The sequence below is a fragment of the Francisella sp. SYW-2 genome (genome assembly GCF_008711475.1).
GTDB lineage: Bacteria > Pseudomonadota > Gammaproteobacteria > Francisellales > Francisellaceae > Francisella > Francisella salimarina.
Map to the genome: position 1 here is coordinate 1 of NZ_VXKO01000010.1, position 13,582 is coordinate 13,582.

A 13,582-nucleotide genomic window follows, 5' to 3' on the forward strand; every position below is an offset into this window, starting at 1 on the left:
ATCATTACCTAATGATTCTTCTAAACCTAAAAAGAAAAAATCCATAACTACTAAAAATATAAATATCTACGATATCTATATTTTACAAAAGTTCATAAGTTTAATGAAAGATTAAATCAACAGTCTTAATATTTGTCTAATATTATTAGCTATAGAGTTTCACTACAAAAGGCCTAATTTATCGAAGCCTATATTACTCAATGCTCCATACAAAATTACTGCCACAGAATTTGATAAGTTCAAACTACGACTGTTTTCATGCATTGGAATCTTGAGCTGAGTTTGTTCAAGCATTCTTAAAACTTCGGCTGGTAAACCTCTTGTTTCTGGACCAAAAAGTAAAATATCATCACTATCAAAATCTACTTGATGATAGTACTGCTTCGCTTTTGTTGTGCACGCCCAAATCTTATTTTCTTTATTTTTCTGATAAAACTCATCAAAATTTTTATAAATCTTAAGATCTGCAAATTCATGATAGTCAAGACCAGCTCTTCTAAGTTGCTTATCTTCTAACTTAAACCCTAATGGCTCAATCAGGTGTAATTTAGCACCTACATTTGCACATAATCTAATTATATTGCCAGTGTTGGGTGGAATTTCAGGTTCATATAATGCAATATTTATCATTTTTATATATCTATATCATTGTTTAAAAAATTATTGAATTCTTCTTGCTTAGCTTTTTTTGCTGCTTTTTTATTTAAATGATATTTTTCTGCTCGTGCTATAAAATCCTTGTTCATGATTTTTTTCAGATACTCAGGATCAAGCAAGAATGGTTTATTAGGTGTTTTTTGTCTTTTCATAGCTTCTGGAATTCTAACAGAATATAAGACCAAGATGTCATCATCATTTTCTATAACTACTAAATTAGCTTCAAGGTTATACTGTTGATTAACTAAATGATACTCCTTATGGTTATCAATATCTATCTGCTTCACAGGCCTAACTTCATAGTTTATCTTCACAGCTTTTTTAATAGATTTTTTATTTGTTTCCTTCATATACTTTAAAAGCTTTTGCTTATACTTTAAGATCTTATTCTCAGCGGTTATCATCTTAGGTAGCACATTATCAAGGAAGTATTTTGTTTCATCTTCATCTAATGCAAAGCATGTTCCAGACTCTTCAGATTTGTAGAAACAGCCTTTAGTATCAACAAACATATATAAATTTTGAGTTTTATCATAGTATATATGATATTCACTTAAAGACTTCGGATGACCTAAATAAACGAACTCGTCACTGGACATCGTTGAACACGAGTACAAAGCTAGACCCAGAATTACTATAAAAATCAAACTAATCTTTTTTTTCATTATCAAATAGATCCAGAAAAGACTTATAAATTAAATTTTATAGAATTTTTTAAAATATTTATAGTACTAAAAATAAGTTATTGAATTAAGTGAAGCCTATTAGGAATAGCTACTATTACTTTTTACCCTTATTAGGATTATGTCTATATAACACCAGGATATTCCCTATAATTTGCACAATCTCAGATTTTGTAGCTTTAACAATCTCCGCTGCAATTTCTTGCTTTTCTTCTTTCGGTAAACGTCCTGCCTTTACTTTAATTAACTCATGTGATGCTAGAGCCAAATCTATTTCTAACATTACATTCTCAGTAAGCCCCTTTTCCCCCATTAGGACAACGGGCTTTAATGAGTGTGCTTGAGCTTTTAATTTTTGTTGTTGTTTAACATCCATTTTATTTCACCTATTTTATAATTTCTAATATTAAATTTTCTATAACCAATTCTTTATCAACATTCTTGAAGTTTGCAAAATAACCTTTTGCTTCCAATGATTTATAATAAAGCTTATATATATAATCATCTGTAAACTTAGCTGAGAGGTATTTTATAACTGCCAATTTATCGTAATTAGCAATACTAGCTTGCTCATCGAGATTATAATTATAAGCATCAATTATTACACTCGTTAACCAATATAAAACATCTCTAAAATGTGGATTAACCTCTTTCAAAAACACATTAAGGTTTGTTTGCTTAACCAAAACCTTCATTAGATTATTTCTAAGAGTCCAAAAATGTTGTTCAAGCTTGATTTTAGCTACAATATTCACATCATCACGAGCCATCAACAATGATTTCTCAACTGCTTCTTGAGACATATCAAATGTATACTTTAAATAGTTATATTTATCTTTTTGGCTAAATTTAATGTCATAAACTAAAGATCTACTTTTAACTGTAGGCAAAATATCAGTATAATTTTTGGTAAACATCAAAAAGAATGTGTCTATTGAAGGCTCTTCTAATGTTTTTAATAAAGCATTAGCTGCAGACTCATTTAAGAAATCAAGTTCTTCAATTATAATTATTTTACATAAATTATTATGCGCAGTTAATTCACAGTTTTTGGTTATCTTTTTTATTTCTGAAACTTTAATTTCATCATTCTCTATAGCAGCTATACTTATATAAGGAGATTCTTTATAGTCTACAACCTTCTGACCCAACAATAGCTGGCACAAGGAACTTACAAAACCATCTAGTAACACAGCATCTTTAACTCTAAAAATAAAAGCATGATGAAGCATTTTCTTAGTTTTTTGTTCAAAAAAACTATCAAGAAGTTGTTGATGAATATCTAAAGATAACACTTTCGTCCTATATTATTTTACGTGCATACAAAAAACTTGTAATAGTTTTTTTAATCATAGCAAGCTTAGATTTTATTAGTCCTTTATCCTTTTTCCTAACATAACTGACTTCATAAACAGAATAATGATTGTTTAATAACTCAATCAAATAGTCATCATAAGTTCTAATCTCATCAACTAGTCCTAAACCTAAAGCATCTTTACCAAACCAATACTCTCCAGTAGCTACTTCGTGTATATTCAAACTCGGACGATATGCCAAGATATGCTTTTTAAATAGTTCGTGAATATTTTCCAAATCTTGTTTAAATTTCTTACGCCCTTCCTCTGTATTTTCACCAACAGTTGTAAGCGTACGTTTGAACTCACCTGATGTGTGCATTTCAACATTGATACCATTTTTCTCAAGTAACTCTCTGACATTAGGAACTGTCCCAACAACACCGATTGAGCCCACTATTGCAAAAGGTGCAGCAATAATCTTATTAGCAATAGCTGACATCATATAGCCACCACTAGCAGCAACTTGATCAATACAAACTGTCAAAGTTATTCCTGCTTGTCTAATCCGCTCCAACTGAGCCGCAGCAAAACCATAGCCATTAACAACACCACCAGGGCTGTCAATTCTTACCACAACCTCATCTTCAGGTTTCGCAACTGCTAAAATTGCTGTTACTTCGTTACGTAAATTTTCAACCTGAGATGCGTGAACATCTCCCTTAAAACTGATAACAAACTTTCTTTGTTCTGGCTTTTCTTGCTTATCAACTTTCTTCTGCTCTTTAACAAACTTTTTATATTCTTTTTTATCAAGAATAGTTCCTAAAATCTGCTCTTTAGTAGATCTATACTCATCGCCTATTTTATTTATCTCAAGCTTGCCTTTAGCTAACTTTGCAGCTTCTTGCTTTGCCTTGGCAAGTAAAGAAAAAAAGCTACCTACAACAAAAACAATAGCTATTACAACCAAGATTGTACTCAAAACAAAAAATACAAAATCTATAAAACCTTGATACCACATAATTATTATATCCTATCGATGAGCTCTTAGAGTCTTTAGCAAAGACTCTCCAGCTCCACCTTTTAAATTGGCTTTTTTGACAGAATCTCTTGCAAAAACACGCTTCTTATAATTAAAAATTGACCCATACTCTTCATCAATTACAAAACCTTCTGCTTCTAAACAAATAATTAAAGCAGCTATGTAACAATCAGCAAGTGTAAAACCTGAGGATATGAAATAGTCAGAGTCCGAAAAAGCTTTTTCCATAGCTAATAAACTCTCTTTAAGATCTTTAAAAATTGCTTTCAACTTAGCTTTATTTTCTTTATTTTTTCTAATTTCATCAAGTACTGGATACCACTCATTGTCAATTTTGTCCAAAGAAAGGCGTATCTTAATACGATCATTAACAACACTTGGCAGTAGACTTGGAGCCGGAAATCTTTCATCTATGTATATTAATAATGCTTTTCTATTATTTATACTATAGTCTTTCTCCATTAAAACAGGAAAAATACCATTTGGAGAAATTTTTTTCACAACTTTTGGTTCCAAATCTCCTGCCTCAACAATATCCATTGCCATTTTCTTTTCTGATAGAGCTATTCTTGCTCTCAAAGAATATGGACAATATTTAGTAGTATATAATGTAACTTTCATCAAATATGCCTTTTTATGGATTAAAACAATTACTCTTGTTTGCTATAATTGTCAGATAATAAAAACTAGTATGAAATTTTACCATATTTGTGGATAACTACAACATAGACAAGCAAGGCTTTTTATTAGACTTTGACAGTTGGGATGTCAATTTTTGCGCTAAAATGGCTAATGATGAAAACATATCATTAACAGATGAGCATATGCTAGTCATCAACTTCTTACGTGACTTTTATCAACAAAATAAGAAATCTCCAGCTATAAGAGAACTTGTAAAGGCCCTAAAAGAAAAATATGGAGAAAAAATAGGCAATAGTTTGTACTTACAAATACTATTTCCTGTATCGCCTGCTGTACAAGCTGCAAAACTAGCAGGACTTCCAAAACCTAAAAGATGTATTTAAATATTCAAAGGAGTGAATAATGACAAAAATTTTATGCAAAAAATATAATGAAGAACTAGATGCTATCCCATTTCAACCACTACCTGGTGAACTTGGTAAAAAAATACATGCTGAGATTTCAAATAAAGCATGGCAGGCTTGGTTAGCTCATCAAACAATTTTGATCAACGAATATCGTTTAAACTTAATGGATTCAAAAGCTAAGGAATTTCTCAAAGACGAAATGCAAAAATTCTTATTTGAAAATAAAGAGGATAAACCAGAACAATTTAGCGAAATTTAAAACATTTCTCTTCAAAAGAAAATATTATTAATTGTTATAACTATTTTCTTACTTTCTTATATATATATTTTGGATTGATAGTATCCGCCAAGAGTTTGTTTTCAAAGTCAACCCTTACTAGAATACCAAGTGTAAAGCACATAATAAGTAAACTACTACCGCCGTAGCTTATAAGCGGTAAAGTAAGACCCTTTGTTGGTAACAAGCCGGTATTAACACCAATATTAACAAAAACCTGAAAACCAATCCAAAAACTTATCCCATAAGATAGAAATGCTTGATAATATCTTTTTAGCTCAAAAGCCATTTTTGCAATATTCATAGCCCTAAATACTATAAATAAATATACTATGAGTAAAATCATCAACCCTATAACACCTATCTCTTCAGCTATCACAGATGTTATAAAATCGGTATGTGCTTCAGGTAAGAAAAATTGCTTTTGAACTCCATTACCTAATCCGTCACCAAACCAACCACCTCGACCAAAGCCTATAAGAGCCTGCACAAGCTGATAACCTGAACCATTCGCGTTTTCCCACGGATGAAGAAATCCTGTAATCCTATGCATTCGATATGGCGATATAATCACAAGCATAGTCGCCATGATAAGCATCGCTCCTATAAGTAGACCATACCAACGCACCTTATTACCAGACACAAACAACATTCCCATAACACATATTGAAATAACTACAGTTGATCCAAAATCAGGCTGCATAAGCAACAAAACCGCAATACATCCTAGTAATGTAATAGGCGTAAGAATACCTTCTTTAAAATTAGTCATTTTAGGTAAATTTTCGGCTATATACCCAGAGAAAAAGATAATTGCTAAAAGCTTAGCTAACTCAGCAACTTGGATATTTATAATAATAAGAGGTATCCAACGTCTAGCCCCATTTACACTTTTACCTACACCTGGAACCAAAACAGCTACTAATACTATAAGCATTATAAAGAAAAAAGCATTATAGTTTTTCTCATAATTCTTAGTAGGTACCAACAGTGCCAATAAGAAAAGAAATATTGCAATAACTGCAAAAAATCCTTGTCTAATAGAATAAAAATATGGATTATTGTAATCATCTAACGCAACAACCATAGAAGCAGATGTAACCATTACCCAACCAAAAATTAGCAAACCTAACATTACAAAAACTATTGAAATATCTATTTCTAGCTTTGCTCTAACACGCTCTTTTTTTGTATTTTGACCACTTAATAAAAGCTTTAATCTATATAGCACTACATTTTCCCATTTTTTTATTTTAGCTTAGCAACTAATCTTTCGAATACATCACCACGCTCCGCATATCCACTAAACTCATCAAAGCTTGCACACGCTGGTGATAGAAGAATAGTATCACCATCCCGAGCTTTTTGATTAGCTGAGTCAAATGCATCTTTCATATCATTACAAATCTGATACTGGCATAGATCTTTGATATAATTCTCTATATATTCCTTGTCTTGACCATATACACAAATGTATTTAACATACTTGTCTAAAGATTTTTTCATTAGATTAAAATCACCCCCTTTAGCAACACCGCCTAATAACAATATAATATTCTTCGAATTAGTAATACTATTTAGTGCAGCTATAGTAGCTCCAACATTTGTACCTTTTGAGTCGTTGATATAAGTAATACCGTTTGTTTTTTTGACAACTTCGCAACGATGCTTAAGCCCCTTAAACTTTTTAACTGAATTTACTACCTTAAATGCATCTATACCAAATCTATCAAAAATATTGAGAACAACTATAATATTCTCTAAATTGTGTTCTCCGAAAAGATTTGTCTCATCTATATCTAACAACTTAGTCGCATTTTTATAGATAGAGCCTCTTACTATCTGATATTCACCGGCATACTTAAGACCATTGTTATGCACATCATAAACAAAAAAATCTTTACTAAATTTTGCTAAATTTAGCTTCGACTGTTTATATTCTTCATAGTTGTTATATCTATCTAAGTGATCAGGTGATACATTAATCACACACCCTAAATCGAACTCTACACTATTAAACAAATCTATTTGAAAACTCGAAACCTCAACCACACAGTAATCAAATCTCTCACCAATCTTATTGAGGGGTGGCGTACCAATATTACCAACAAGGATACTTTTATAGCCTAAGTCTCTTAAAACAAAATCAAGCATTGTGACGATAGTACTTTTCCCATTCGATCCTGTAACAGCTATCATTTTTGCCTTAGTGTTTCTAATTGATTGATAAAACAGATCAATATCACTAACTATTTTTTGTTTAAATTTAGATAAAACTCTATACGGCGACTTATTAAGTGGAATACCTGGACTTACAGTTATTAAATCATATTGTTCTAAATCACAATTTATAAAATCATTATCGTTCTGTGAGATATCAACTGAAAGATCAATAAAGTTAGCTAAAAAATCGCAAACAGACCTACCTGTAGAGCCATAACCAACCATAAGTAGTTTAGATATTTTTTTATCATCAAAATAGAAATTGAACATTACCTAACCTTAATAGCTATCAAACCGATTAAGAAAAGTATCAAAGAGAATATCCAAAAACGTATTACAACTTTTGTCTCAGGCCAGCCCATTAGTTCAAAATGGTGGTGGATAGGTGCCATTTTAAAAATTCTTTTACCATTTCTAAGCTTATATGATCCTACTTGCAACATCACAGATAATGCTTCTATAACGAATAACAAACCCATAATAAAAAATATCAATTCTTGGCGAATCATCACAGCAATCACACCCAAAACAGCGCCTAACGTCAATGAGCCTACATCACCCATGAAGACCTCTGCTGGGTGCGAATTAAACCATAAAAATGCTAAGCCCGACCCACATAAAGCCGCACAAAAAACTGCCACCTCAACAAGTCCTTTATTGTCGATGTACGGGAAAAGTAAATAGTTAGCTAATATACTATTTGTTTCAATATAAGCATAAATACCTAATCCTGCAGCAACAAGAACTACAGGAACTATCGCTAAACCATCTAATCCATCAGTTAAATTTACAGCATTACTACTTCCATTAATAATGAAAAAGGTCAATACCACAAACAGAAAGATCCCCATAGGAATATATAGGTTCTTAGAAAAAGGTATTGAAAGACTCATTTGTCCATTTTTAGACAAAAGATAAAACAAAACTATAGCCAATATAACTGAGAAAACAGATTGTAAAGCAAATTTGTGCTTAGCCCTTAGTCCCTTTGGATGCTTAAGAACTAGTTTTAAGTAGTCATCAAAAAAACCAATAGCTCCAAAGAAGATAACTACTAAAATTAAAATCCATAGATATATGCTAGACAAATTCCCCCAAAGTAAAGCCGATATAATAACAGAAGAAAGAATTAAAACTCCACCCATAGTTGGTGTATTTCTCTTAGAAAAATGACTTTGTGGTCCATCATCTCTTACAACTTGGCCAATTTGCATTTTCTGCAACCATCTAATCATTGGCCTACCGAGAAAAAGCGTTATTAACAATGAAGTTATGGAAATCATTATAATTCTTACAGATACATAACTGCTAAAAACTTCTAGACCTTTATAGTAATGACTTAACCAATTAAAAAGATAAATTAACATATAATAAAAAATTTCAGTGTATTGGCGCTATTATAATCGATATATTATGTTTTTTATAGAGAGAAAATTAGTATCTATATACTTGGTTCAAATTTCTTGTATTTAAGAGCGAAATCATCATCTTCAAACTGCTCATAATTTTTGATAAAACTCTTAATTAGAGATTTATATTGTTTCTTGTATGAAGATTGATCTTCCCATATATTTTTTAAATGCATAACTTCATCATTATCATAAATAGAAGTCAAAGCTTTAAAGTTAAAATACTTTTGTCGTTCAAACTTAAAACTGACATTTTCTGGCTCCGTCAAAAGATAGTTTACAATCATTTTTGTTTCTTCGACAGGCACTCGTCTACCAGTTTTATAATCACCATCAATCCAACCAACATTAATCATATATATTTTAGCATCACTATGCTTCAAACGTTGACGTAGGATATTGGCATAACGAGTTGGCTTAAGTAATAAAAATGGTTGCGCATAACAACAAGAAAATTCTGGCTTAGGTTCAGTAACTCCAGCCTCAATGCCTGTAGAGGTACATGTATAACCTGATAAGAAATAATAAATTGCCTGACCTTTACTTAGTTTAGCTACTCGAGGCAGAACTCCTTTGGCATCTTTTACAAGAAAAATTATTTTACTTGGATCATTTGTATTTACTATATTTTCAAAATTTTCTCTCGGGAAAGTTACGTATGTGTTACTTTGTGACTTTGATTTCTCTCCAAAAATAATATTTTGACTGTCATCAAAATTAGGATTTTCAATTAATAAGTTACCTTGAAGAGCTTTCTTTATACGTCCATCATTTTTCTTAAAACTTGCTGATTTGATAGTTAAGCCAGACTCTAAACTATATATTCCTCGCATTTCAGTCCATGCTATAGCTTCATTAGCTACTAGTTTTTTATTATTATCTAGTGCCAAAGTTGTCTTACCACTCCCTGATAATCCAAAAAACATAGAGCTATTAGCTTCGTCATCAACACCAACTGCACAATAAAAAACACCAATATTATTCAAGGACAAATAATAACTCATAACAGATAACAAAACCTTGTTAATCTCTGCCAAATACAACGTCCCAACAAGTATGCTTTCACGTTGTTTCAGATTTGTAGCGATAATTTTAGGTGAGTTTAAACCTATCTCAACATAATCACTAATCTCTGTCTCTGGAGAGTGCATAATTACCCATTGAGTCTCAAACTCATCTAATTGTTGCTGATTAGGAGCTATTGATATTAACTTAAAGAAATATGCTGCAGATGCTTGAGTTGTTATCAAACGAACAGCAATTGTATTTTTTTCATCATGGTTGTAATAACCTTCTACAACAAAAATGTCTTTCGTTGAAACATCCTCGTGAAACTTCTGTTTTATTAACTTCCAACTTTTTCTTTTTAATCTTTTATTATCAGATCCATTCTCGTTCCACCATATATTCTTTTTAGCATACTTGGTCTCAACGATATACTTATCATCAGGAAGTCTGCCCTTAACATCTCCACTGTCAACGACTAGAGTTTTGCCTTCGCAGCCAACAAAACCACTATTCTCTTTGGCATGTTGAGCTAATTCATCTAGTGATAAATTTCTGTGTACTTCCTTGATTGTATATAAGTATTTATTATCGTCTATGGTTGAAGGATCCATAATGAAAGTTCCTATGTTGCGAAGCATTTAGATTTTAACTGCAAATTATATCCAGTATATACTTTTTTTTCAAAAAAATATGTTATTGTTTTTGTAATAAAGTAAACTATTACTTAAATTTACTAAGTAAATAATTTCTTTGACAAAATGAATAATGAAACTAAAGCAAATAAAACTAATTTTATCAAAAATATAATCAAAAAAGATATTGGAACAAAGAGAGTCTCTAGTGTTCTAACACGCTTTCCTCCTGAGCCAAATGGTTATCTTCATATTGGACATGCAAAATCTATATGCTTGAACTTCGGTGTAGCTAAGGAGTTTGAAGGTAAATGTAACCTAAGATTTGATGACACTAATCCTGATAAAGAAGATATTGAATATATTAATGCAATAAGAGATGATGTAGAGTGGCTAGGTTTCAAATGGCAAAATGAGCCTCGTTTCGCTTCAGAATACTTCGATAGAATGTATGAATTAGCTGTGCTACTCATAAAAAAAGGTAAAGCATATATCTGCGACCTATCAGCAGAAGAAGTACGTGAATATCGAGGCACACTAAAAGAAGCTGGTAAAAATAGTCCATATAGAGAACGTAGTGTAGATGAGAATCTCAAGCTTTTTGAAGCAATGAAAAATGGTGAGTTTGCTGAAGGAAGTAAAACACTACGTGCTAAGATAGATATGGCTTCTGGTAATATCAATCTTAGAGACCCTGCTCTATATAGAATAAAATTCTCACACCATCCAAAAACTGGAAATAAATGGTGTATATATCCAATGTATGCGTTTGCTCACCCACTGGAAGATGCCATAGAAGGTATTACTCACTCTCTGTGTACTTTAGAGTTTCAAGATCAAAGACCTTTTTATGACTGGGTTATCGAAGAAACTGAATTTCAACAAAGGCCTCAGCAAATAGAATTTTCAAGGCTAAACTTAAACTACACTATAACAAGTAAGAGAAAACTAAAATATCTTGTAGATAGCAATCTTGTCAATGATTGGGATGATCCACGTATGCCAACAATCAAAGGTTTTAGACGCAGAGGTTATACTCCAGAATCTATCCGTAATTTTTGTGACATGATAGGGATATCTAAGCAAGATTCAATAATAGATATATCTGTTTTAGAAGAATCTATTAGAAATGACCTTAACAAAAATGCTCTAAGAAAAAATGCAGTTTTAGATCCTATAAAAGTGAGCATCCAAGACATGCCTCTTCATGAGTTAAATGTACCAAACCATCCACAAGACCCTGAGTTTGGTCGTCGAGATATAACTATATCTTCTGATATTTATATCGAAAGAGAAGACTTTGTCTTTGAACTAGAAAAAGGTATGAAAAAACTTAGTCCAAACGGTAGGGTACGACTTCTAAATGCTTATGTAATTGAATGTAAGGAAGTTGTAACTAATGATGAAGGTAAAGTTACAGAACTAGTATGTTCTTATTTACCCGAAACTTTAGGCGGTAAAAAACCTGATGATGGTGTAAAACCAAATGGTATTGTTCACTGGGTTGATGCCAACAATTGTATTGATGCTGAAGTCAGAGTATATGACAGACTATTTAATCACGAGAACCCTGCAAGCTTCGATAACGTTGAAGATGTACTAAACCCTGATTCTCTAAAGATCATTAAAAATGCTAAAGTAGAAAAATCTCTAGAAAATATAAGACCTGAGCAACACTTTCAATTTAACAGAATTGGCTACTTCATATCTGACTCAAAAGATTGTAGTCATGAAAATTTAGTATTTAACAGAACTGTTACTCTTAGAAATACTTGGGAAACTAAATAAACTTAAACTATTTCTTCTTAAACCATGCTATGTAGCGTTCCTATTAACATACTTTCTAACCAAAACAATAAACAAAGAAGTTAATACAGCAATTACAACAAAAGTATCTAATGCATCTGAAATATTTGCTTTAGCAAGAACTACATTATTCTCTGGAACATAGAAATAGCTAGATAAGAGTCCACCTAACTTACCTCCAATGCCTAATGTAATAAGCCATATCCCCATATATAAAGCAACAAAACCTTTAGGTGCAATTTTAGTCACCAATGATAAACCTATCGCAGAAATACATAACTCAGATATTCCTATGAAAAAATAGCCAATAATAAATGCAAATGGAGATACTTTATCTACTCCTGGAGTAGCATAGATAAAAATTTCTATTATAAGAAAACTTAAAATCATTATCACAAATGCCATATTAAACTTATCTATATCATTAGTCATAAGGTTTCTACGACCGAGATATATCCAGAGTTTACCCATAACAACCGCAAATAACAAAATTGTTACCGAAACCACACTTAATATCTGACTAGAATTCAATAAGTATTGTTTAACCGTATACTCAGTAAATAGTAGTAAGCTTATAAACATCTGGAAATATAAAGCCCAGTAAATAATAGATAATCCGAAGAATATCATTGCTACAAAGACCTTGGTAAAACTACTCTTACGAACAGATATAAATAAGATAATTAGAGAAACGAATAAAGATCCTAATACAGAAAAGTTTGCAACTTCAGGAAACTGAAATATAAAAAATAACAAAGTTATATATACAAATAAAATTACAGTAACTTTTAAAATAACTGTCAAATTAATTGTGACATCTAGTAAATGTTTATCTATTATTTTATAGCCTACTGATAATAAAATAAGCATTCCAAAACTTACCACTAAACTACTGTAGAATGCTGCATCATAACCAAAATGATCTTTAAGAGACATCGCTAAGACTAATCCTAAAAAACCACCCAGATTAATCCCCATATAAAACACATTAAAACCAAAATCCCTTCTAGTATGATCGTAAGATGAACGATCATAAAATCTTCCAATAAATGCCGCCATATTAGATTTTATTAAGCCGCTACTTATACATACCAAACTTAATCCTAGATATAGTGCAGTCTGACTTACTGTCGATGCTAAAAGAAAGAATCCTACTAACATAAGAAAGGAACCGAGTAACCCTGACCTATAATAACCCAACAAACTTTCTGCAATATAGCCACCAACAATAGCTGAAATATAAATCATAGCCAATGTTGTTCCCACTAGTGAGGCAGAAACCTCTTGAGAGATATTAAATTTTTCAATAAGAAAAAATATTAATAATGATTGAACCACATAATAACCATACCTTTCAGCAAACTCTGCCAAAGCGGTCAATGTTAAAACTTTTTTTTCTTCTGCAGCGTCATGAATATCGCGCTTATAAGTCCTCATGAAGTATTTGTTTTAAAATTAGCTATAATACAATGATAGCATATCGAGTATCATTAAGTTA

The 13,582-nt window shown here is 31.5% G+C and carries 14 protein-coding genes; 3 read left to right on the forward strand and 11 right to left on the reverse strand.

Annotation, left to right across the window (positions count from 1 at the left end):
* Positions 1-162: 162 nt before the first annotated feature.
* The 6 genes from trmL to F3D57_RS04735 all read right to left on the reverse strand — a co-directional run bounded on the left by trmL (position 163) and on the right by F3D57_RS04735 (position 4,301).
* Positions 163-630 (reverse strand): tRNA (uridine(34)/cytosine(34)/5-carboxymethylaminomethyluridine(34)-2'-O)-methyltransferase TrmL, encoded by a 468-nt coding sequence (gene trmL / locus F3D57_RS04710; RefSeq protein WP_013923538.1) that lies wholly within the window; start codon positions 628-630, stop codon positions 163-165.
* Between the two features lie 2 nt (positions 631-632).
* On the reverse strand, positions 633-1,322 hold the full coding sequence (locus F3D57_RS04715; protein WP_146421044.1) for a hypothetical protein: 690 nt from the start codon (positions 1,320-1,322) through the stop codon (positions 633-635).
* 115 nt (positions 1,323-1,437) lie between these two features.
* Complete coding sequence (yhbY, locus tag F3D57_RS04720; RefSeq protein WP_150463748.1) at positions 1,438-1,716, reverse strand: ribosome assembly RNA-binding protein YhbY; 279 nt, start codon at positions 1,714-1,716, stop codon at positions 1,438-1,440.
* Positions 1,717-1,726: 10 nt separating this feature from the next.
* Positions 1,727-2,635, reverse strand: coding sequence for a DNA polymerase III subunit delta' C-terminal domain-containing protein (locus F3D57_RS04725; RefSeq protein WP_150465381.1), 909 nt, complete (start codon positions 2,633-2,635; stop codon positions 1,727-1,729).
* Positions 2,636-2,642: 7 nt separating this feature from the next.
* On the reverse strand, positions 2,643-3,659 hold the full coding sequence (gene sohB, locus F3D57_RS04730; RefSeq protein ID WP_150465382.1) for a protease SohB: 1,017 nt from the start codon (positions 3,657-3,659) through the stop codon (positions 2,643-2,645).
* Between the two features lie 12 nt (positions 3,660-3,671).
* Positions 3,672-4,301, reverse strand: a complete 630-nt coding sequence (locus F3D57_RS04735; RefSeq protein ID WP_149367967.1) for a glutathione S-transferase N-terminal domain-containing protein — start codon at positions 4,299-4,301, stop codon at positions 3,672-3,674.
* Positions 4,302-4,390: 89 nt separating this feature from the next.
* Between F3D57_RS04735 and F3D57_RS04740 the strand changes: the two genes are divergently transcribed.
* On the forward strand, positions 4,391-4,705 hold the full coding sequence (locus tag F3D57_RS04740; protein ID WP_041263830.1) for a TusE/DsrC/DsvC family sulfur relay protein: 315 nt from the start codon (positions 4,391-4,393) through the stop codon (positions 4,703-4,705).
* A gap of 19 nt (positions 4,706-4,724) precedes the next feature.
* The gene (locus F3D57_RS04745) at positions 4,725-4,988 is read left to right on the forward strand and encodes an oxidative damage protection protein (RefSeq protein WP_013923545.1); all 264 of its coding nucleotides are present in this window, start codon (positions 4,725-4,727) and stop codon (positions 4,986-4,988) included.
* 40 nt (positions 4,989-5,028) lie between these two features.
* Here the strand turns inward: F3D57_RS04745 and ftsW are convergent, their stop codons facing one another.
* The 4 genes from ftsW to F3D57_RS04765 all read right to left on the reverse strand — a co-directional run bounded on the left by ftsW (position 5,029) and on the right by F3D57_RS04765 (position 10,257).
* Complete coding sequence (ftsW, locus tag F3D57_RS04750; protein WP_150465383.1) at positions 5,029-6,237, reverse strand: putative lipid II flippase FtsW; 1,209 nt, start codon at positions 6,235-6,237, stop codon at positions 5,029-5,031.
* A gap of 17 nt (positions 6,238-6,254) precedes the next feature.
* Positions 6,255-7,499, reverse strand: coding sequence for a UDP-N-acetylmuramoyl-L-alanine--D-glutamate ligase (gene murD, locus F3D57_RS04755; RefSeq protein ID WP_150465384.1), 1,245 nt, complete (start codon positions 7,497-7,499; stop codon positions 6,255-6,257).
* Positions 7,499-8,596, reverse strand: coding sequence for a phospho-N-acetylmuramoyl-pentapeptide-transferase (gene mraY / locus F3D57_RS04760; protein ID WP_149367963.1), 1,098 nt, complete (start codon positions 8,594-8,596; stop codon positions 7,499-7,501). Before mraY ends, murD begins: the two co-directional genes overlap by 1 nt.
* Before the next feature lie 74 nt (positions 8,597-8,670).
* The gene (locus F3D57_RS04765) at positions 8,671-10,257 is read right to left on the reverse strand and encodes a phosphoenolpyruvate carboxykinase (ATP) (protein ID WP_150465385.1); all 1,587 of its coding nucleotides are present in this window, start codon (positions 10,255-10,257) and stop codon (positions 8,671-8,673) included.
* 147 nt (positions 10,258-10,404) lie between these two features.
* On the opposite strand from F3D57_RS04765, the gene F3D57_RS04770 reads away from it, so the two are divergent.
* Complete coding sequence (locus F3D57_RS04770) at positions 10,405-12,066, forward strand: glutamine--tRNA ligase/YqeY domain fusion protein (protein WP_150465386.1); 1,662 nt, start codon at positions 10,405-10,407, stop codon at positions 12,064-12,066.
* Positions 12,067-12,093: 27 nt separating this feature from the next.
* On the opposite strand, the gene F3D57_RS04775 is transcribed toward F3D57_RS04770, so the two are convergent.
* Positions 12,094-13,521, reverse strand: a complete 1,428-nt coding sequence (locus F3D57_RS04775; protein ID WP_150465387.1) for a peptide MFS transporter — start codon at positions 13,519-13,521, stop codon at positions 12,094-12,096.
* Positions 13,522-13,582: the final 61 nt, after the last annotated feature.